General features: G+C 71.6%; 18 protein-coding genes and 1 pseudogene. 8 read left to right on the top strand and 11 right to left on the bottom strand.

What is annotated here, in order from left to right; all coding sequences use genetic code 11:
* Positions 1-105 precede the first annotated feature (105 nt).
* Positions 106-1,092 (top strand): phytoene/squalene synthase family protein, encoded by a 987-nt coding sequence (locus AN233_RS07515; RefSeq protein WP_058366182.1) that lies wholly within the window; start codon positions 106-108, stop codon positions 1,090-1,092.
* Between the two features lie 36 nt (positions 1,093-1,128).
* On the opposite strand, the gene AN233_RS07520 is transcribed toward AN233_RS07515, so the two are convergent.
* Genes AN233_RS07520 through AN233_RS07530 form a run of 3 tightly spaced genes read right to left on the bottom strand, consistent with a single transcriptional unit; the run spans position 1,129 to position 3,403 of the window.
* Positions 1,129-2,094, bottom strand: coding sequence for an HpcH/HpaI aldolase/citrate lyase family protein (locus AN233_RS07520; RefSeq protein ID WP_080508403.1), 966 nt, complete (start codon positions 2,092-2,094; stop codon positions 1,129-1,131).
* Positions 2,094-3,143, bottom strand: coding sequence for an isocitrate lyase (gene aceA, locus AN233_RS07525; protein ID WP_058366183.1), 1,050 nt, complete (start codon positions 3,141-3,143; stop codon positions 2,094-2,096). Before aceA ends, AN233_RS07520 begins: the two co-directional genes overlap by 1 nt.
* Positions 3,143-3,403 carry a hypothetical protein gene (locus AN233_RS07530; protein WP_058366184.1) on the bottom strand — a complete coding sequence of 87 codons (261 nt, stop codon included), beginning with the start codon at positions 3,401-3,403 and terminating at the stop codon, positions 3,143-3,145. Before AN233_RS07530 ends, aceA begins: the two co-directional genes overlap by 1 nt.
* A 1,020-nt stretch (positions 3,404-4,423) precedes the next feature.
* Between AN233_RS07530 and AN233_RS07535 the strand changes: the two genes are divergently transcribed.
* Positions 4,424-5,503, top strand: a complete 1,080-nt coding sequence (locus AN233_RS07535; protein WP_058366185.1) for an anthranilate phosphoribosyltransferase — start codon at positions 4,424-4,426, stop codon at positions 5,501-5,503.
* A 19-nt stretch (positions 5,504-5,522) separates the two neighbouring features.
* Here AN233_RS07535 and AN233_RS17260 read toward each other — a convergent pair whose 3' ends face one another.
* The 7 genes from AN233_RS17260 to AN233_RS07570 form a co-directional block, all read right to left on the bottom strand.
* Entirely contained in the window at positions 5,523-6,647 is a 1,125-nt protein-coding gene (locus AN233_RS17260; RefSeq protein ID WP_058366186.1) for a hypothetical protein, read from the bottom strand.
* A gap of 39 nt (positions 6,648-6,686) precedes the next feature.
* Positions 6,687-7,343, bottom strand: a complete 657-nt coding sequence (locus tag AN233_RS07545) for an HAD family hydrolase (RefSeq protein WP_058366187.1) — start codon at positions 7,341-7,343, stop codon at positions 6,687-6,689.
* A 115-nt stretch (positions 7,344-7,458) separates the two neighbouring features.
* Positions 7,459-9,471 (bottom strand): CARDB domain-containing protein, encoded by a 2,013-nt coding sequence (locus tag AN233_RS07550; protein ID WP_058366188.1) that lies wholly within the window; start codon positions 9,469-9,471, stop codon positions 7,459-7,461.
* A 108-nt stretch (positions 9,472-9,579) separates the two neighbouring features.
* Positions 9,580-9,873, bottom strand: coding sequence for a stress response translation initiation inhibitor YciH (gene yciH, locus AN233_RS07555; protein WP_058366189.1), 294 nt, complete (start codon positions 9,871-9,873; stop codon positions 9,580-9,582).
* A 142-nt stretch (positions 9,874-10,015) separates the two neighbouring features.
* Positions 10,016-12,346 (bottom strand): transglutaminase TgpA family protein, encoded by a 2,331-nt coding sequence (locus tag AN233_RS07560; RefSeq protein ID WP_245626033.1) that lies wholly within the window; start codon positions 12,344-12,346, stop codon positions 10,016-10,018.
* Positions 12,343-13,431 (bottom strand): DUF58 domain-containing protein, encoded by a 1,089-nt coding sequence (locus tag AN233_RS07565; protein WP_058366190.1) that lies wholly within the window; start codon positions 13,429-13,431, stop codon positions 12,343-12,345. The genes AN233_RS07560 and AN233_RS07565 overlap by 4 nt, the downstream gene beginning before the upstream one ends.
* Before the next feature lie 4 nt (positions 13,432-13,435).
* Positions 13,436-14,467 carry an AAA family ATPase gene (locus tag AN233_RS07570; protein WP_058366191.1) on the bottom strand — a complete coding sequence of 344 codons (1,032 nt, stop codon included), beginning with the start codon at positions 14,465-14,467 and terminating at the stop codon, positions 13,436-13,438.
* 334 nt (positions 14,468-14,801) lie between these two features.
* On the opposite strand from AN233_RS07570, the gene gcvT reads away from it, so the two are divergent.
* The 6 genes from gcvT (at position 14,802) to AN233_RS07600 (ending at position 20,412) form a co-directional block, all read left to right on the top strand.
* Positions 14,802-16,031 carry a glycine cleavage system aminomethyltransferase GcvT gene (gene gcvT / locus AN233_RS07575; RefSeq protein WP_058366192.1) on the top strand — a complete coding sequence of 410 codons (1,230 nt, stop codon included), beginning with the start codon at positions 14,802-14,804 and terminating at the stop codon, positions 16,029-16,031.
* The gene (gene gcvH / locus AN233_RS07580; RefSeq protein ID WP_058366193.1) at positions 16,028-16,411 is read left to right on the top strand and encodes a glycine cleavage system protein GcvH; all 384 of its coding nucleotides are present in this window, start codon (positions 16,028-16,030) and stop codon (positions 16,409-16,411) included. Before gcvT ends, gcvH begins: the two co-directional genes overlap by 4 nt.
* A gap of 25 nt (positions 16,412-16,436) precedes the next feature.
* Positions 16,437-17,780, top strand: a complete 1,344-nt coding sequence (gene gcvPA, locus AN233_RS07585) for an aminomethyl-transferring glycine dehydrogenase subunit GcvPA (RefSeq protein WP_058366194.1) — start codon at positions 16,437-16,439, stop codon at positions 17,778-17,780.
* Positions 17,777-19,210 (top strand): aminomethyl-transferring glycine dehydrogenase subunit GcvPB, encoded by a 1,434-nt coding sequence (gene gcvPB, locus AN233_RS07590; protein ID WP_058366195.1) that lies wholly within the window; start codon positions 17,777-17,779, stop codon positions 19,208-19,210. The genes gcvPA and gcvPB overlap by 4 nt, the downstream gene beginning before the upstream one ends.
* Positions 19,207-20,103, top strand: a complete 897-nt coding sequence (locus AN233_RS07595) for a DMT family transporter (protein WP_281176543.1) — start codon at positions 19,207-19,209, stop codon at positions 20,101-20,103. Before gcvPB ends, AN233_RS07595 begins: the two co-directional genes overlap by 4 nt.
* Before the next feature lie 75 nt (positions 20,104-20,178).
* A complete protein-coding gene (locus AN233_RS07600) occupies positions 20,179-20,412 on the top strand; it encodes a DUF7385 family protein (protein ID WP_058366197.1) in 234 nt (77 codons plus the stop codon).
* 305 nt (positions 20,413-20,717) lie between these two features.
* Here AN233_RS07600 and AN233_RS18425 read toward each other — a convergent pair.
* Positions 20,718-20,833: pseudogene (locus AN233_RS18425) on the bottom strand (DUF7124 domain-containing protein); the annotation flags it as partial.

The raw sequence follows: 20,833 nt of genomic DNA on the forward strand, positions 1-20,833 counted from the left end.
ATCCCAACGCCCACTCGGACGAACAATTATGTCCCTACGTGCCGTACTAACGACCGACATGAACCTCCGCACGCTCGCCCGCGAGACTCGTCCGGCGGGGACAGGATGGTAGCCGACGACCGGGTCGCTCGCGGGAAGCGGATCCAGCAGCGCACGGGCAAGACGTTCCACGTCGCCACCCGGCTGCTTCCCGAGCGAACCCGCCATCCGACGTACGTGCTCTACGGCTTCTTCCGGGTCGCCGACGAGGTGGTCGACGCCGCGGACACGGCGCCGCCCAACGAGCAGCGCGCGGAGTTGGAGCGCATCCGCCGTGTCGCGCTCGGCGAGGAGCCGGCCGGCGACGGTCCGCAGGAGGACGTGCTGGCGGCCTTCTCCGATCTCCGCGAGGACCACGGCATCGCCCCCTCGGACGTGGACGTCTTTATCGACGCGATGGCGGCCGACATCGACCGCTCGCGCTACGAGACGTACGCGGAGTTGGAGGCGTACATGGACGGCTCCGCGGCGGCGGTCGGCCGGATGATGACCGCCGTGATGGACGTCGCTAAGCCCGAGAAGGCGCTCCCGCACGCGACCAAGCTCGGCGAGGCGTTCCAGCTGACGAACTTCCTTCGCGACGTGGGCGAGGACGTGCGCGAGCGCGACCGGGTCTACCTTCCCGTCGAGACGCTGGAGCGCCACGGCGCCTCGGTCGAGCAGATTCTCGACCTGGAGTTCGACGACCGCGTTGCGGCCGCGATGCGCGACCTGCTGGACCGGACCGAGCGCCTCTACGCGGAAGGGGTCTCGGGAATCCGGTACCTGCCCGAGGACTGTCAGCTCGCCGTGCTGCTGGCGGCGGTGCTGTACGCGGACCACCACCGGCTGATCCGCGCGCTGGACTACGACACGCTGTCGACGACGCCCTCGCTGTCGACCGCGCGCAAGTTCCGGCTCCTCGCCCGGACGCGGTGGCTCTGGCAGTGGAACGACGACCCCGAGGTGGTGTTCCGAGCGGCCTCGGACGGCTTCGACTCCGCGCCCGCGAGCGGGCCGCTGGAGAGCCATCGACTCAGCAACTGCCGGCTGGTCTCCTTTCTGACGCGGTAGCGCCGCGTCCGACGAAAAAGCGGTGGCGGCGGCGGCTCAGAGGATGCCGGCGCGCTCGGCGCGGGCGACGATGCCGCGCGCCATCTTGTCGGTCGCCTCGTCGACCATCTCTCCGTCGACCGAGACCGCACCCTTCCCCGCTTCCTTCGCCTCGGCGTACGCCTCGACGATGCGTCGGGCCTTCTCGGCCTCCGCGGGGTCGGGCGCGAACGTCTCGTTGGCGGGCTCGATCTGCGAGGGGTGGATCGCCCACTTGCCGTCACAGCCGAGTTGGCTCGCCCACCGGCAGGAGTCGCGGAACCCCTCGGCGTCCTCGATCTCCGCGTAGGGGCCGTCGATCACCTGCAGTCCCTCCGCCTTCGCGGCGTGGGCGATGCGCGCGAGCTGGTAGTGCCAGTAGTGGCCGGGGTAGCCGCCCCCCGAGCCGATGGTGAGCCCGGCCGCACCGACGCTTGCGGTGTAGTCGCCGGGACCGAAGACGAGCGACTCCAGCCGGTCGCTCGCCCCGGCGATCGCCCCGACTTTCGTCATCGCCTCGGCGGACTCGATCTGCGCCTGCAAGCCGATCCCGCCGACCGGGAGGTCGTTGTTCCGTTCGACCTGCGTCAGCAGGTTGTCCACGGTCGCGACCGTCTCCGGGTTGTTCGCCATCGGCACCATGATCGTGTCGAGGTGCTCGCCGGCGCGCCCCACGACCTCGATCACGTCGTCGTAGAACCACCGCGTGTCGACGCCGTTCATCCGGTAGCAGGGCCGGGTGTCGGACCAGTCGTACTCGATCAGGCCCTCGATGACGTTCTCGCGGGCGTCGACCTTCTCGCGGGGCGCGACGGAGTCCTCCAGGTCGAGGAACGCCTCGTCGGCGCCGGAGTCGGGCGCGCGCTCGATCATCTTCGGGTCCGACCCTGGCGTCGCGAGCTGGCTCCGACGGAGCGTGACGGACTCGGAGTCGGGGCTTGCCCCGGCGTCGTCCCCGGTGCCTCGGTCGGTCTCGGCGGCCATCAGTCGTCACTCCCCGCCGAGCCGTCCGCGGTGATCGGGTCGCTCTCCTCCTCGCTGAAGCCGGCGGACTCCTCCTGTCTGCGCCGGGCCTCGGGGTCGAACTCGGCCTCGGTCTCCTGGTAGTGCGGGACGAACGAGAGCTCGTGGTGGCTCTCCGTCTCGTGGCCGAGGTAGCGCTCCTCGAGGTCGAACTGCGCCTCCTCGGCGTTCTCCGCGATGTTCGAGAGGTCCTCGTAGACGCTGTGGGCGCCCGAGTGGAGCCCGTAGAGCGTGATGAAGATGTAGCTGTAGCCCAGGTCGCCCAGCTCCTGGAACGTGAGCGGGTCCTCCTCCTCGCTCCACGCGAACGAGGAGGAGTAGTTGAACGCGAGGTCCAGATCCGGGTGCGTCTCGCCGATCTCCTCGGCGTATCGGACCGCGTCCTCGCGGGAGGGGTCGGGCATCTCCGGCCAGACCATGTCGACGCCGGCGTCGGCGTAGATCCGGCCGCGTTCGAGGTGCTCCTCCCAGTCGCCGTTCGCGGAGCCGTACGCGTCCGTGCGCGCGATGACGACCGTGTCCTCGCTCTGTCTGGCGTCGACCGCGGCCTCGAAGCGCGAGCGGGCCTCCTCGCGGGAGACGATCTGCTTGCCCGCGATGTGGCCGCACCGCTTCGGCGAGGTCTGGTCCTCGATGTGGACCGCCGCGACCCCCGCCTTCTCGTACTCGCGGACGGCGCGGCGGACGTTGTGGATCCCGCCGTAGCCGGTGTCACAGTCCGCGATCACCGGGAGGTTCGTCGCCTCGACCATGCGCTTGGCGTTCTCGACCATCTCGGTCATGGTGACCATCTCCAGGTCGGGGAAGCCGAACTGCCCCAGCACCGTGGAGTAGCCGCTCATGTACGCGGCGTCGAGATCGGCCATCTCCGCGAGCCGGGCGTCGAGCGCGTGGTAGATGCCGGGCGCGAAGACGTAGTCCTGTTCGTCCAGCAGCCGGCGGAACTCGCGGCCGGCCGGGTTGTCCACGTCGCGGGTGAAGACGTCGTCGTCGAGCTCTGAGGGGTGCATCAGTTCGTCTCCTCCTGCAGGTACTCCTCGATCCGGTCCAGACGGCGGTTGACGGCGGACAGCTCGCGCTGGAGCGTTTCCATCGTGGGCTGGGGCCGCGTCGTCGGGCCGTTCAACATCGGGACCAGCGGCGCGTCCGTCTCGCGGTCGGGGCGCTGCCCAGAAGCAGTCGTCTCCGCGGTCCGCTCCGCGGTCGTGCGGTCAGTCGGTGTGCGGTTCGTCGGTCGGGTCGTCGTGTCGGTGTCGTCAGTTCGGGGCATCTGGATACGTGGGTGGTTGCGGTGGTCGTCTGCCGGTGCGGTCGGTCGGTCGTGCGCCGTGGCGATGTACGCCGGAAGCGGATACTGGTGCGCTCATGTGTGCGACACCAGGACGGACCGGACGGCTGGTAATAAAGTTAATGAACAATAATGGTAATATTCGTTGATCGGTTTTAGGAGGGCAAGCCGCCTTAAATGGGGCAAGGTAACATGGAACAATACCGGTCTGGATAGAGTGTCGAAATCCCGTGTTCGTCCACTGGCGACACCGGCCACCGCTTCTGATCTCGGTTTGCCGTGGATCCTGCCGGTCTGGACGGCAACACCGAGAACGCCTCAGGCGGTTCGATCGGCGGTCGTGAGACGGTCCGGGCTGCCTGCGGTGGCGGGCTGCCGGGCCGCGACTCACGGGCTCCCGCTCGTGCCTCGCGGGAACGCGACACGCGCTGTGCTCCTCGCTCTCCGGCGTGCAGTAGCGCGCCGAAAATCGGAGATTTCGAGCCACCGTTCGCTCCCACTGCATTCACGGCGACGCTGGAGACACCGCCCGCTTCGGGGCCTGAGACGAGGTCTCAGACTAGCGAGTGCTTCGATCTCGCGTCGCTTGCGGCGTCGGGGCCGGATCGAGTCGGCTTCCCCTTTCAGTCCCACCGCCCCGCCCCGCGACCGCCCCGCGACCGCACCACAGGCCTCACGCCTCCCCAGCCTCGGCCGCGGGCCGGCCGCGGAACAGCAGCGCATCGCGGCCGGCCCGCGGCCTCCCTCGCGCGCGTTTCTCGCGCGCGCCGACCACACAGCACCGTAACCGCACTCGCCCGGACGTTTTTCAGGAATGCCGCGCGACTCCCGCCGTGAGTGTAGCGCGGCCGGTTGCCGTAGGAACGCCGCCCGACTGTTGTGGTTCGTTCTCGAAGCAGTCGAGGCGAAACGTCGACCAGCGTCCGGCTCTTCGGGTCGGTTCTTCCCGCTGCGCGGGAGTCGAGCGGGAGGCTTTTCGTCGGAGAACCCGAACCGAGGGGTATGGCTCAGGCGACCACGGAGTTCGGCGAGTGGCCCCTCAAGCGGCTGATGACCGAGGTCTGCGGCTCCGGCCCGAAGTCGGCCGCGGACCTCACGCGCGCGCAGGCCCGAGAGGCGTTCGAGCGCATCCTCGCGGACGAACCCGACCCGACCACGCTGGGCGCCTTCTGGCTCGCCAACCGCTGGAAGAAGAACAACCCCGAGGAGCTGGCGGCGTTCACCGACGTGATGTGCGAGCGCGTCGAGTACGCCGAACCGGACTGCGACCCCGTCGACTGCGGCGCGAACTACGACGGGAAGGAGCGGTCCGCGCTGCTCGGCGTCGCGGCGGGCGTCGTCGCCGCCGCGGCCGGCACTCCCGTGGTCGCCCACTCCGGCGACCGCGTCCCCTCGCAGAAGGCGGACTCGTACAAGCACGTCCTCGACGAACTGGGCGTCGCAACCGAGCTGACGCCCCGCGACTCCGCGGCGATGGTCGACGAGGTCGGCTTCGGCTTCTACTACCAGCCGGCGTTCAACCCCGCTGTCGACGACCTCTGGGAGCGCCGGGACATGATGGGCGTGCGGACGTTCGTCAACACCGTCGAGACGCTGGCGAACCCCGCGGGCGCGTCGGTCCACCTCGGCTCCTTCTACCACCTCGCGTTTGCCAAGAAGGTGATCGAGACGTTCGAGGCGAGCGAGTTCCACGACCTCGACCGCGTCCTGATGTTCCAGGGGATGGAGGGGTACGACGACGTGCGCCCCGGCTACACGAAGGTCGCCGAGTGGGACGCCGTCGGCACGCAAGGCGGCTCCAGCTTCGAGGACTTCGAGATCGAGACCGCCGAGTACGGCATGGATTTCGAGACCGAGGACCTCGGCGTCGAGGACGTGGCCGCCGACTCCGCGACCATCACCGAGGAGGTGCTCGCCGGCGAGCGCGAGGACCGCTTCGCGGACGCGATCGCGCTCAACGCCGCGCTCCGCATCTACGCCCGCGAGGACGCGGACACCATCGACGAGGGGCTCGAGGCCGCCCGCGAGGCGATCGCCGACGGCTCCGCGGCCGCGACGCTCGAGGAACTGCAGGCGTTCTGAGCCCCTGCGCTCGGAGCGACTACTCTTCGACCACGTCGAACCGCGCCGCGAACCGCCGTTCCCAGTCCTCGCCGCGCGCGTCGATCTCGAAGCGGTACTCGCCGGGCTCGAACGCGACCGCCTCCTCGATGCCTGCACCGGAACCCGGGTCGTCCGCGGCCGTCGCGGTGACGCGCCCGCCGAGATCCGCGCAACCACTGTAGCGGATCTCGGCACCCAGATCGGTCCGGATATCGCGTTCGTCGACGGCGGCCCACTCCTCGCCCTCGCGCCGCTTCACGGCCCAGTGGTCCGGACCGAAGCTCACGCGCTCGCCCGACCAGTTACAGAGTTCGACGGACAGGTCCTCGCCGAGCGCGACCGTCTCCGGCTCCGCGTGGAGGTAGACACGCTCGTCCCCGTCGAGCGCGTGGAAACACCGGAGATCGGCCGGACACGGCTCGTCGCGGAACGCCGACGATTCCGGGTCCGGGAGCGCGTCGTCCGGCACCGGGGGGTCGTCGCCGGCTTCGACCTCGAACAGCGCCGCGTGGACGAGGTCCCCGGGATCCGGAGCCGCGACGACGAAGGCGTACCGGCCGGGGCGGAACGCGACGGTCTCACCCGCCGTCGTCTCGTCGTCGGGCGCGTCGCCGTCGACGGCGAGGTGCACGTCCCACTCGTGGGTCTCGCCCGGTTCGACGTGGTCCTGATAGTCCTCGATGGCGCCGCGGTCGGTCGCGGAGCGCCACGCCCCGTCGCTCCGGTCGTAGCGAAGCACCTCCCAGTGGTAGGGGCCGAACGGGATCGGGTCCGCGGTCCGGTTGTGGAGCCGCATCCCGACGGAGTCTCCGAGCGTCCCGACCTCCGAGGCGGGTTCCAGAAGCACCGCCTCGTCGCCGTCGAGACGGTGGTAACACCCCAGTTCGTCGTCGGGGTCGATCCACCATCCGGCGTCGGCGAGGTCCGGGCACGGCTCCGTGTAGAACCGGGAGTCGATATCGACCGGCTCGGAGGTGTCGGCCGCGTCCGTGTCGGAGGCGGTCCCGGAAGCGGTTCCAGCATCGGCGTCCGTCGGCGACTCGGCTGTCGGCGCGGTGCGGTCGACACAACCGGCGAGGAGGGCTCCCGAACCGACGGCTGCGAGGAGGGCGCGGCGTCGCATGACCGCGACTGCTCGCCGGTCGGATAAGTGTCTTCGGTGCTACTCGGCCCCGAGCGCGCCCGGGAAGTCGTCGAACGACGCCACGCGGTAGTCGCCGAGGACGCAGCGGCCGCGCTCCTCGTGACCGAGGCGTTCGACGTGGACCGCGTCGAGGCCAGCGTTCCAGGCGGCGCCCACGTCGCTCGCGCCGTCGCCGGCGTAGTAGCCGCGGTCGCCGGCGGCGGGGTCGACCCCGATGTCGGCCATCGCCAGTTTCACCGGGTCCGGGTCGGGCTTCCAGCCCGTCTCCTCGGTGCAACAGACCACGGTGTCGAAGTGGTCGCGCAGGTCGAGTCGGTCGAGCACCGGGTCCGCGAGGAACTGCTGGCAGTGCGTGACGAGACCGGTCGGTCCCTCCAGGGCCTCCAACAGGCGCGCGGCGTCGTCGTGGAGGTAGGTCGCCTCGGCGCGGGCACCGGGGTCCTCGTTCGCGTGGAACGCGTCCCAGAAGGCCGCCGGCTCGACGCCCCACTCGCGGAGCGTGCGGTCGCGCGAGCCCCCCAGCCCGTGCCAGAGCACGCGCGCCTCGGCGTCCGAAAAGTCGCGACCGAGCGCGTCGCCGACGCCGTCGAACACCTCGCGCGTGTAGGACCACTCCGCGTCGACGAGCGTCCCGTCGAGGTCGAAGAGGTGGAAGTCGTAGGCGTCGGCCGTCATCGGCGGGCCGTAGTCGCCCCGCGGACATGGCCCTTTCGGAGGTAGATCGGTCGTGCCGCGTCAGTCAGTTCTGTCGGCGACCTCCGTCGGCGGCGCCCTCGCGGCCCGTCGTCGATCAGGCCCGCCATCGCGCCAACACCGCGGTCAGCGTCAGCGCCGCCGCGGCGACCGCGGGACCGAAGCCGGGAACGCCGGAGTCGGTTTCGCCCGTGGCGCCGTCGGCGCTCGTCTCGGCGGGGGCGACCGTCACCGCCGCGGTCGCGTCGCCGAGTTCGATCGTCGTCTCGCCCGGCTCGTCGAGCGAGACGGTGGCGGTGTAGGTCGTCGACTCGCCCGCGTCGAGCCTGATCGTCTCGGCTGACCTCGTCTCGCCGTCGACCACGAGCGCGAGGTCGCGCTCGGCGGGGATCTCGGCGTCGTTGCTGACGGTCGCGGTGACGGTCACCTCGTCGCCGGCGGTCACGCGGCTCGGTTCGACCACGAGGTTCGAAACGGTCGCGGTCGCGGGCTCCGACACGATCACCGTGAGGCGCGTGCCGCCGACCGCGACCTCGTGTTCGCCCGGCTCTGAGAAGTCGCGCTCGAAGGACTCGACCAGCGTCTCGTTCGCCCCGATCCGGCCGCTCCGGGCGTCGACCGGCTCGCCGTCGACGGTCAGCGCGAGGTCGTACTCCCCGGCGACGCCGCCGGTGTTGACCACGGTCGCGTCCAGTTCGAGCGTCTCGCCGGTGACGAGCCTGACGGGGTCGCGCTCGACCGGTCGGTCGCGGTAGGGGCCGCTCGCGCGCACCGCCTCCGCGTCGGCGAGCGAGAAGCCGATTCGGGCCGGGAGCCGGCCGAACGCCTCGTCGTGGGTCTCACGGTCCCACGTCCCCGGGACCGCGTCGGTTGTCGTGTAGCGCTCCGCGGTCCCGCGGGCGTCCCCGCCGCCGGCCTCCTCGACGCCTCGCAGGAGCCGGTCGCCGTCGATGGGGTCGTCGGCCGCGTTCAGCTCGCGAAAGACGGTCGCGAGCGACGCCTCGCCGTCGGTCACCAGCCGGAGCCGCCGGTCGATCTCGCCCGCGACGAGGCTTCCCTTCGTGTACTGGGCGTAATTCGCCCACGTCTCGGGGTCCGATAGGGTCGCCGATGCCTGCGGGTCGCGCTCGCCGCGCGCGAGGACGCTCCGGAAGTCCGCAAAGTCCGTGCCGCCGCGCTCCAGCGTCAGTAAGGCGGCGTAGTAGGTCGCGGCCCCCTCCGTGAACCACCGCGCCGACGACGCGGTCCGGTACCCTTGTCTGGTGTGGACGTACTCGTGGACCCAGACGTTGTCCGCCGTGTCGAGCCGCTCTTCGTCGCGGATCCACACGTCCGCGTCGCCGGTCTGGATCCCCCTGACGCCCCACTCGACCTCGCCGGTCGGCGCCGCGACGAGGAACACCTCGGGGTCGCGGTCGCCGACCTGCATCGCCCCCGAGGCGTGTTCCATCGAGTCGAGCACGTCCGCGGGCGGTTCGGCCATCTCGGCCGCCTCCGGAACGATCAGCCGGAACCGCTGGCCGTTCGCCTCGCGCGTGACCGTCTCGTGCGGGCCCAGGAACGCCATCGCGCGGCTCGCGGCGCCCTCGCCGTCGACGCGGTTCTCGCGGACGAACCGGTGGTCCGCAGTGCTCCGCCAGCTCGCGCCGATCGCGGGCGGGCGGACGAGCGCCCAGTCGCCCGCGTCCGCGAACAGGTAGTCGCCGCGTCCCTCCAGCGGCCCGCTCTCGTCGACCGTCCGGTTCGCGGGCATCCGGTAAGTCAGCGCGGGTTCCTCGGTCGTCCCGTCCCAGCGCCAGACGCCGTCGCCCTCGCTCGCGAACCCGTCCGCGCGCACGTCCCGCGCGCCAGCCGGAAGCGTCAGCCGGAACTCGGTGACCGCGTCCGGCAGCGACACGCGCGAGGTGGCGCCGTACTCCCCCCTGGTGTCGACCCGCCGAAGCGAACTCTCGAGCCGGATCGCGTCGCTGCTCGACAGGCTCACCGCGTCCGCGCCTCGGACGACCGAGTCCCCGGCGACCGCGTCCCCGCCGACCGCTCCCGCGAGGGGCGCGGCCGTCAGCGCGATCGCCAGCAGGATCGCGAGCCCAACCCGTCGATACGTCTCCATGGCGGAGGGAGGATCGGGGCCCGCTTAGTGGTGGGGGATCGGGCCGGCGCAGCCGCTGGACGGCTGGGTCAGAAAAACGGTGCTCGACGCGGGGTGGTTAGGTGGCGGTCACGCGACGTTGAACCCCTTCTCGCGGAGGAAGTCCTCCACGCGTCCGGAGTGGTTCCCCTGAAGTTCGATGGCGCCGTCCTCGACGGTCCCGCCGCAGGCGAACTTCGATTTGAGGTCCGACGACAGCGAGTCGAGGTCCACGTCCTTGGGGTCGAATCCTTCGATGACCGTTACCTCCTTACCGTATCTACGCTCGTCGATGCGGATGCTGATCTGCTGGGACTCCTTGGCAACGTCTTCGCAGACGCAGAGTTCCTGAGGCAGCCCGCACGTCGAGCAGACTTCCGACATTACAGCCTGAGACTACTGGACGGCGGTATTAAATAGTGTCGGGAGGGGCGCCGTCGTCCGGGGCAAAAGGATCGGCCGTCGCCGGTCGGCGTGAGCGGTCACGGGGGCGGCCGCGGGCGGTCACGGAGGTCGCCGCGGACGGTCACAGAAACCGACGCACGAGGGGCGTCGCCTCCAGCGCCAGCCGGCGGACCGTCCGCACGGCCGCATCGGCGGTCTCGCGGTCGACGCCGTCGCCGTACCGCGCCCGCTCGTAGGCATCGCGAATCACCGCAGTGCGCTCGTCGACGCCCCGAAGCTCCAGCGCGGAGAGGTACGCCCGCGGGGTCTCACCCGGTCGCCGCGCGCGGTAGCGTCGCTCCAGCAGGTACTCCAGCCTCGCGTACGCCCGGAGGGCGTCCGAGTCGGGATCGCGCCGCCGGAACGGGAACCGGAGCCACAGCGCCCGGTACGCCCGGCTCGTCGCGCCGACGTGGTGAGCCCCCGCGACGACGCCGAACAGCAGGAGCAGGCCGTACCCGACCGCGTCGCGGTCGACCGACAGCCCGCCATCGTCCCGCTCACCCTCCACCTCGACGCCGGTCACGTCGGCCGAGACGGTGTCGATCCCGCTCGCACCCGTATCGTCCGGGTCGAGGCCGGCGGGACCGCCGGCCTCGGGGCCGCCGACCGCCGCGTCGTCGCTCCCGTTCGTCTCCGCGTCCGTGTCGTTTCCGTTCGGCTCCGCGGTCGGCGTCGTCGGAGTGGACGCGGGCTCGTCCTCGGACTCGGGCACGGTGCGGTCCGTGTCGACGCCCGCCTCGCCCGCGTTTCGCGCTTCCGTCAGCCGCACGTCGCGGGCCTCCGCGCGCTCCGCGCTCGGCGTGGGGTCGAACCGGACCCACCCGTGGTCGGGGACGTACACCTGCACCCACGCGTGGGCGTCCTGTCCGCGGACCACCCACTCGTCCTGGGCGACGCGCTCGCCGGGGCCGTACCCGGTGACGAACCGGGCGGGGATGTCCTGCGAGCGCAGCATGGCGACCATCGTCGTCGCGAAGTAGACGCAGTAGCCGGCGTCCATCTCGAAGAGGAACGCGTCCGCCACGTCGCCCTCGGGTCGCTGGACGGTCAGCGAGTACTCCTTCGACTCCTCCAGGTAGCGCTCGACCGCGCGCGCCGTGTCGTAGGGGTTGTCCGCGCCCGCCTCCGTCCTGATCTCGCCGGTCAGCTCGCCGACCCGGTCGGGCGTGCTCTCGGGGAGCTGGGTGTACCGCTCTTCGATCCCCGCCGGGTAGTCCGTGCCGGCGGTCCGGAGGTCTTCGGGCGTCGCGACGAGGACTTCGCTCTCGACGTCGATCGTGTCGTCCTCGGGAACCGTGGTGCCCGGCTGGATCCGTCCCTCGCCGTCGACCTGTGCGCTCCGGGCCGTCTGACCGCCCACGGAGACTGGCTTGTGCGCGGCGGGAATCGCGTCGAGGTCGGTCTCGGCCGTGACCGTCTGATCGACCTGCACGGTCGTTCCCGGCGGCCCCTCGACGGGCCCGTCGTACGGCGCCGTCTCGCCGGTCCGCACCCAGCCGTCGCCGGTGTAGCGGTCGAACGTCGACGTGCTCCAGTAGGACTCCTGCGTGCTCTCGACCGTGAACCGCACCTCCGGGGAGAGCCGGACCGACCCGGCGACCCGCACGTCGTCTTGTGTACCCACGATCGACGACTCGATGCCGGGCGTTCCCCGGTCCGACAGCAGCGGCTGGGTCGCGCCGCCGGGCACGACCGCGACCGTCGCCGACAGAAGCACCATGGCCGCGAGCACGGTCGCGAGCGTGCCCCGCCGCGCCGCGAGCGCTCCCGGCGCCGACAGCGTCGTCAGCCCGGCGGCGAGCGAAACGCCGACCACCCCCGCCAGCGTGGCGGCCGTGCCGGCGTCACCCGTCAGCACGAAGAAGCCGAGCGCGCCGGCCGCGACCGAGGCGCCGGCGACGTGGCGGCCCCGCGCCGCGAGGTACCACGTCAGGAACGTCGGTACGGGCGCCAGCGAGAGCGCCCACAGCTCGGCGGCGGTCAGCCGCAGCACGGAGAGCCCCGTCAGAAGGGAGACCGTGTCGAAGGCGACGTTCCGCACGGAGAACAGCGCGCGCTGGCTCGCCGGCACCGAGAAGTAGTAGACCGCCAGCCCGGCGACGAACAGCCCGCCGGTGACCAGCACCGCCGCCCGCGGGGCGAGCACGCGCGCGACGGCGACGCCCGCGGCCGCGGCGACCGCGACCGCGACCGCGAGCCGCGCGCTCCCGCCGACCACGTCGGTTATCGACAGGAAGACCCCGACGTAGGCCGCGGTCGCCAGCGCGACGCCCGCCGCGGCGGGCTGGACGAGTCCGGCAGGCACCAGCCCGAGGGGACCGACGCCGTCGGGAGAGCTCTCGCGGTCGGTCGGCGGGCCGCCGCCATCGCCGAGCGCGTCGTCACCTCCGGCCGACGGACCGCCGCTCACCGCGGATCACCCCCGGCGGTCGCCCGTCGTGCGGCGTCATCGGGAGGGCGGACCGCGGCAGTCGAGCCGGTCTCGGCGTCTCCGTCCGAGAGACGGAGCGTCTCGAAGGGGATCTCGTCGCCGTCGATCCGGACGGTGGTCCCGGTGCGGTCCGCCTCTATCACCACGTCGGCGTCCGCGTCCGGCACCGCACCGCGGGGGGTCCGCGCCAGCAGTTCGAGCAGGCGCCGACGGCTGTCGGGTCCGCCGTCGGTCGAGACGCGACCGTTCGGGACCGCGACGTCGACGGGAACGCCGTCGTCCAACAGCGCCAGCGCGACGCTCGCGACCGCGCTCGCGAGGTCGTCCGCGCCGTCGCCGCGCGCGCCGCCGCGTATCGAGACGCGGCGCTGGTCGGTCTCGGCGGCGAACTCGTTGACGATCAGGTCGTCACGCTTGGCGGTCGCCGCCCAGTTCACGTCCCGGAGCGCGTCGCCGCGCGCGTACTCGCGCAGGCGGTCGAACTCGTTGCGCTGTCGACTCGCGCCGAGCGCGTCCTCGCGGTAGAGCTCCCGGCGGAACCACCCGACGACGGGGTGGCGCTCGGGATACACCAGCACCGACTCCGTGCCGCGGCAGAGCAGGTCGCGCTCCAGCAACCCGAACACGTCCGTCGCGGACAGCGTGACGGGCCCGAGCGTCCGGTCGCCGCGGGCCTCGTAGGTCACTTCGTACCGGACCGGCTCCGCGCCCACCGTCGCGCGCGTCGGCGCCTCGGGACCGGCGAGACCCTCGCCGAGGTCGTCGCGGACCGTCGCCACGAAGGGGGCGTCGAGCGCCTCGCGGAGCGCGTCGCCGTCGCCGAAACGCAGGACGACCTCGTGAGTCGTGCCGACGAAGTCGTCGGGCGGGAGCCGGCGGCGGACGCTCGGCGCGTCGAGCCGCGAGAGCTGGACCGCGGCGGCGACGAGCGCGACGACGCCGGGGAGCACGACCGCGTTCAGCGAGCGCGCGCCCGACAGCGCCGCCATGCCGAACCCGACGGCGACGATACCGAGGACGACGCGACCGCGGCGCGTGAGCCGGAGGTCCGAGAGGGCGGCCATCGGCTCACTCTACGGCCACCGAATCGAGCGCGCTCGCGACCACGTCCGCGCCCGTCCGTGAGCCGGACTCCGGCCTGATGCGGTGTGCGAGCACGGTCGGCGCCTCTCCCTGCACGTCGTCGGGGATCACGTAGTCGCGGCCGTCGAGGACGGCCCGGGCCTGTGCGGTCCGCAGGAGGGCGATGCTCCCGCGGGGGCTCGCGCCGAGGGCGGCGTGTTCGCGGGTGTAGGCGGTCAGCCGGGAGACGTACGACCGCACCGGCTCCGTCGCCTCCACGCTCGCGACCGTCTCGCGGGCGCGCCGGAGGTCCTCGACGGTCGCGACGGGCTCCAGCGACTCGACGGGATGCTCGCCGGCGGGGCGGCCCGTTCCGTCTCGGCCCTCCCCGTCTCGATCCCTTCCGATGCGGTCGCCGGAGACCCGGTCGAGGATCTCCGCCTCCTCGTCCGGGCTCGGATAGCCGAGCCGGAGCTTCTTGGTGAACCGATCGATCTCCGCGACAGGAAGCTCGTAGGTCCGCCCCGGCTCCACGTCGTTCTGTGTCGCGATCACGCAGAAGGGGTCGGGAAGCTCGCGGGTGACGCCGTCGGTGGTCACCTGCCGCTCCTCCATCGCCTCCAGCAGCGCGGACTGCGTCTTCGGCGGCGCGCGGTTTATCTCGTCGCCGAGGACGACGTTCGCGAAGACGGGACCGGGCTGGAAGTCGAACTCGCTGGTACGCTGGTTGAACACGTTCACGCCGGTCACGTCGGAGGGGAGCAGGTCCGGCGTGAACTGGACGCGCTTGAACGAGCAGTCGACGGAGGCGGCGATCGCCTTCGCCAGCGTCGTCTTTCCGACGCCGGGCACGTCCTCGATCAGGAGGTGCCCGCGCGCGAGGATCGTGACGAGGATGTGCTCGACGGCGTCGTGTTTCCCGACGATCACCGACTCGACGCTGTCGACGATCCGGTCGGCCAGCGCGGCCGCCTCGTCGGTCGCGAGCGGCGTTCGACGGGCGAGACCGCCGTCGGATGCGTCCGTGGCGTCAGTCATGTGGAAACCCGCGGCTGTCGGCCGTCACGGCCGGCCAGATAAAACGATTGTGGGGGACTCACACGGACCGTGGTTCTCGGTGGCACGTGCCCCGCGGTAAGGGTTCCGACTACCTAAGGGTGCGGTTCGGCCCCGTGCGCGCACGACCGTGGTCCGGCCTGAGCGACGGCGGGCGCCCGGTCGCGGACGCGACCCACGAACGAGGCGATCTCGACCGCGATTGAGAGATAGAAATACAGAAACGTGGATCGAATTGGGGGCGATCGCCGCCTCGGGAACGCGTCCGAACGGCCGCGATAACAAAACATTAGGTACGGGGCCCGTAGTTGCGCACATGGCCCGACGGAAGCCGCCGCTGCACGCGGTTCACGAGGACCGTGGCGCTCGCTTCACGGACTTCGGCGGGTGGGACATGCCGGTGGAGTTCGACTCCATCCGCACGGAACACTCGGCGGTCCGCGAGGCGGCCGGCATCTTCGACGTCTCCCACATGGGGGAGGTCGAGGTCGCCGGACCGGACGCCACGACCCTGATGCAGCGGCTGACGACGAACGACGTGACCGCGCTCGACCCGGGCGACTCCCAGTACGCGGCGATCACCGACGCGGAGGGGGTCATGCACGACGACACCGTCGTCTATCGGCTCCCCGACGGGACGCCCGCGGGCGAGGCGGCCGACGGCCGGGTCGCGGCCGGTCGGAACGGCGACGAGCCGGCGTACCTGTTCATCCCGAACGCGGGCCACGACGACGAGGCGTACGCGCGCTGGGTCGAGTACCGCGACGAGCACGCGCTCGACGCCGACGTGGAGCTGACGACCGGGGAGTGGGCGATGGTCGCGGTGCAGGGCCCCGACGCGCCCGAACTGCTGTTCGAAGCGACCGAGGTCGGCTCCGAGGGCATCGAGAGCACCGCGGGCGGCGCCGACGCCGCGGCGGTGCGCGACCTCTCGAAGTTCGAGGCGACCCACGCCGCGGTCGCGGGCGTCGAGAGCTGGGTGGCCCGCACGGGCTACACCGGCGAGGCCGGCTTCGAAGTGCTCTGTCCGACCCCCGACGCGGAGGCGGTCTGGGACGCGTTCGACTGCCAGCCCTGCGGGCTCGGCGCCCGCGACACGCTCCGCATGGAGGCCGGCTTCCTCCTGTCCGGGCAGGACTTCGACCCCGACGAGGAGCCACGGACCCCCTACGAGGCCCGCATCGGCTTCGCGGTGAAGCTCGACACGGAGTTCGTCGGCCGTGACGCCCTCGAACGACAGAAGGAGGAGGGCGTCGACGAGAAGTTCGTCGGCGTCCGCCTCCTCGACCGCGGCGTCCCGCGCGGCGGCTACGCGGTGACGGACGGGCCGGGCGGCGACGCGGACGATGCCGAGGACGGCGAGGAGACGACCGGCGCGGAGATCGGTCACCTCACCTCCGGCACGATGAGCCCGACGCTGAACGAGCCCATCGGGCTGGGCTACCTGCGGAGCGAGTACGCGAACGCGGGCGACCGCGTCGGCGTGGTGGTCCGCGGCGAGGAGAAGCGCGCGGAAGTTGTGATCCCTCCCTTTATCGACACATGAGCTTCGAGACTCCCGACGACCGACGGTATCTGGAATCGCACGAGTGGACGACGACGGACGGCGACGCCGTCCGGTTCGGCATCTCCGACTTCGCACAGGACGAGCTCGGCGACGTGGTGTTCGTCGAGCTGCCCGACGCCGGCGACGAGGTGACCGCCGGCGAGGAGTTCGGCGTCGTCGAGTCGATCAAGGCCGTCTCGGACGTGTACGCGCCCGTCTCCGGCGAGGTCGTCGCGGTCAACGAGGACCTCTTCGACGCGCCGGAGCTGCTCAATCAGGACCCCTACGGGGAGGGCTGGCTGATCGAGGTGGAGCCGGCCGCGGACGCCGACTTCGACGCCCTGCTCTCGCCCGACGACTACCGCGACCAGATCGAATGACGACCGGAACCAACGGGGGACGCCGATGAGCGGCCGCGACTACGGACAGAAGGCCGGGAGTCCGTACGCGCCCCACACGGACGCGGAGACGGCCGCGATGCTCGAGGCGGTCGGCGCCGACGACGAAGGCGACCTGTTCGACATCCCGGACGCGGTCGCGTTCGACGGCGAGTTCGGCATCCCCGCGCGCTCCGAGCGCGAGATCCGCGCCGAGCTCCGCGAGACGCTCGCGGACAACGACGACCTCACCGAGTTCCTCGGCCGGGGTCACTACTCCCACTACGTCCCGAGCGTCGTCGACCACCTCGCGGACCGCGCGGAGTTCCTGACCAGCTACACGCAGTACCAGCCGGAGATCGCGCAGGGGTTCCTGCAGGCGCTCTTCGAGTACCAGTCGATGCTGGTGGAGCTGACGGGGCTCGGCATCGCCAACTGCTCGATGTACGACGCGGCGACGGCGCTGGGCGAGGCGGCCACGCTCGCGGACCGCGTGCGCTCCACGAGCGGCGACGTGGTGCTCGTCCCCGAACAGCTCCGCGAGGGGAAGCGCTCGGTGCTCGCGAACTACTGCGACGGCGCGGACCTCGCCGTCGAGACGTACCCGATGGCGGACGGCAACGTCGACCTCGACGCGCTCCGCGAGCGCGCGGGAGAGGACGTGGTCATGGTGTACGCCGAGAACCCGACCGTCCGGGGCTGCATCGAGGAGCAGCTCGCCGACGTGGGCGCGGTGGCCGACGAGGCGGACGCGCTGTTCGTGCTCGGCTCCGACGCCGTGGCGCTGTCGGTGCTGGAGGAGCCCGCCACGGTCGGCGCCGACGTGGTGGTCGGCGAGGCCGGCGCCCTCGGGCTCCCGGCCGCCTACGGCATGGGCCTCGGGCTGTTCGCCTGCCGCGAGGAGTTCCTCCGGCAGGTGCCGGGCCGGCTGGTAGGCGCCAGCGAGGACGCCACCGACCGGCGCGCGTACACGCTGACGCTCCAGACGCGCGAACAGCACATCCGGAAGGAGCGCGCCACCTCGAACATCTGCACCAATCAGGCGTGGGTGGCGCTTCGTGCAGCGATGCACGCCGCGCACCTCGGCCCCTCGGGGCTCGTCGAACTCGCCAACGACTGCGTTCGCGAGGCGACCGACCTCGCGGAGCGCATCGACGACCTCTCGGGCTACGGCGCGCCGGTCCACGACCGCCACCACCTCCGGGAGTTCGCGGTCCGGACCGACCAGCCCGCGGCCGCGGTCGCCGACGAGGTGGAGGCGGCCGGTTTCGCGGTCCACACGATCGGCGACCACCTGCTGCAGGTGTGCGTCACCGACCTGAACGCGGACGCGGCCGACGAACTGGTCGCGGCCCTGGAGGCGGCAGCATGATCTACGACCAGGCCAGCTACACGCGCGAGGAGGAGGCACAGCACGAGCCGCTGCTGTCGGAGAAGGACGAGACGACCGTCGACGTGCGTGAGGAGTCGCCGCTCCCCGAGGAGCTCACGCGGGACGAGGTGACCCTGCCGGAGCTCTCCGAGCCGGAGATCGCGCGGCACTACACCCGGCTCTCGCAGATGAACTGGGCCATCGACGCCGGCGCCTACCCGCTCGGCTCCTGCACGATGAAGTACAACCCCAAGTTCACCGAGGACGTGGCCGCCAACCCCGACGGCGCGGTCCACCCCGACCGCTCCTCGCGGTCGGTGCAGGGGACGCTCGAAGTGCTCTACGGCCTCCAGGAGTACCTCGCGGAGATCGGCGGCATGGACGCCGTCACGCTCCAGCCGCCCGCGGGCGCGGCCGGCGAGTTCACCGGCATCCGCGTCGCGAAGGCGTACCACGAGGCGAACGGCGAGGGGAACCGCAGCGAGGTGATCGTCCCCGCCTCCGCGCACGGGACGAACTTCGCGACCGCGGCCCTTGCGGGGTACGACGTGGTCGAGCTCCCCTCCGACGAGGACGGGCGCGTCGACCTCGACGCGCTGGAGGCGGCCGTCTCCGAGGACACCGCGGCGCTCATGCTGACGAACCCCAACACCGTCGGCCTCTTCGAGCGCGACATTACCGAGATCGCCGAGATCGTCCACGGCGCCGGCGGGCTGCTCTACTACGACGGCGCGAACCTCAACGCGCTGCTCGGGCGCGGCCGCCCCGGCGACATGGGCTTCGACGTGATGCACTACAACGTCCACAAGACGTTCGCGACGCCCCACGGTGGCGGCGGGCCGGGCGCGGGCCCGGTCGGCGTGGTCGACGAGCTCGCGGAGTTCCTCCCGACTCCGCGCGTCCGCGAGACGGAGTCCGGTTCCGGCTACGAGCGCTTCGAGCCCGAGCGGACCATCGGGAAGGTCCAGGGCTTCGAGGGCAACTGGCTCGTCCTGATCAAGGCGTACGCCTACATCGCCCGGCTCGGCGACGAGGGGCTCGCGGACGCCGCGGCGAAGGCCGTGCTCAACGCGAACTACCTCGGCGAGCGGTTGGACCTGGAGATCCCGTACGGCCCCTACCACCACGAGTTCGCGGCGACCTCGGGCGACCGCGACGCCGCCGACGTGGCGAAGCGGATGCTCGACTACGGCGTCCACCCGCCGACGACGAAGTGGCCCGAGATGGTTCACAACGCCATGCTGACGGAGCCGACCGAGATCGAGAACAAGTCGTCGCTGGACGACCTCGCGACGGCGTTCAACCGCGCGTTCGCTGACGACGACGAGACGCTCGAGAACGCCCCGAATCGCACGACCGCGGCCCGCATCGACCAGACGTCCGCGGCGCGAAACCCGCGGCTGTCGTGGCAGGCGCTCGACGGCGAGTGAGCGGACGCGGCTTCGCGGTCGGGCCCCTCGTCGCCGCCGCGCTGTGGGGCGGGATGTACGTCGTCAGCAAGTGGGGGTTCGAGACGATCCCGCCGCTGACGCTGAGCTTCCTGCGGCTCGCGGTCGGCGCCGCGACGCTGCTGGTCGTCGTACGCGTCGCCTCGCCGTCGCGGTCGTTCAGCCGGCGCGAGTGGGCTCAGTTCGCGGGGCTGGGCGCGATGGTCGCGCTCACCATCGTCTCGCAGTTCGTCGGCACGGACCTCACGACCGCGAGTCAGGGGTCGTTGTTGACGGTGCTGACGCCGCTTTTCACGCTCGCGTTCGGCGTGGCCGCCTTCGGCGAGGAGGCGGGCCCCAGAAAGCTCGCCGGCATGGGGCTGGCGGCGCTCGGGACGCTGTTCGTGCTCGCGGGGCAGTACGACCTGACCGCGATCCCGGCAGGCAACCGGACCGGGGTCGTGTTCCTCCTGCTCGCGAGCGCCGGCTGGGCCGCCTACACGGTGTGGGGCAAGCCGCTGGTTCGGCGCTACTCGGCGCTGGAGACGGCGACCTACTCCACCCTCTTCGCGGTGCCCATGAGCGCGGTGCTGGTCCCGTGGGAGCTGGCGACGACCGGCGTCGAGCTCTCGGCGATCCCGATCACCCCGGCGCTGGTCGCGGCGGTGCTGTACCTCGGCGTGCTCAGCACCGCCGGCGCGTGGTACGCCTGGTACAAGGGGCTGGAGTACGTCGACGCCGGCACCGTCGCGGTGTTCTTCTTCGCGCAGCCGGTCGTCGGCGCGGCGCTCGGCGCGCTCCTTTTGGACGAGCCGGTCGGGCTCGGCATGGCCGCCGGCGGCGCGGTGATGTTCGCGGGGATCTACCTCGTCTCGACGGGCGACGCGGCGGCGTGACGGTCCCCTCGGAGGTCGGCGTCGCCGGTCGGGCCGACGCCCGGCTTTAAGCGGATCCGCTCGCAAGGAGCGCCCATGGACGAGGTGGACCTCGACGAACTGGTGTCGTCTTTGACCCCGCGCGAGGAGAACCGGACGATCAAGACCTACCAGAACACGGTGGCGGTCGCGTGCCCGGCCTGCGAGGAGCCGTTCGACGACCTCGTCGTCTGCAAGGAGAACCCGACGAGCCTCAACCTCTCCCAGCAGCTCGACTTCTGCGTCGGCACCGAGGACGGGCAGGCGCTCATCTTCACGCACAAGAAGTAGGGCCGCGAGACGCGCTGCGGTGCAGGGCGGTCGCGGTGCAGGGCGGTCGCGGTGCAGGGCGGTCGCGGTGCAGGGCGGTCGCGGTGCAGGGCGGCCGCAATGACCGAATCGGCGCGTGCCGTGTCCCGCGAAGAGCGAGGAAACTCGTGAGTCGCGACCCGCGACTGCAGTCAGCCGGACCGTCTCACGACGGCCGGACGAGCGACTGGAGTTTTCCGGGTAGTGCCGGTCCCAGAAGCAGAAGCAGGAGCAGCGTCCGAGACGGGGACCGAAACGTCCCGGGCCCGGACGCTCCACGTCGCGTTTCAGGGCCAGTCGTCCCGCGTCGACTCCGCCGATTCCTCTTCCTCGGGCTCCTCGCCCGCGAGCGTCCAGCCCGCCGCCTCCGCGGCGGCCTCGACGTCGAGGAACTCCCAGCCGG

The sequence above is a fragment of the Haloparvum sedimenti genome (assembly GCF_001462205.1).
Lineage (GTDB): Archaea > Halobacteriota > Halobacteria > Halobacteriales > Haloferacaceae > Haloparvum > Haloparvum sedimenti.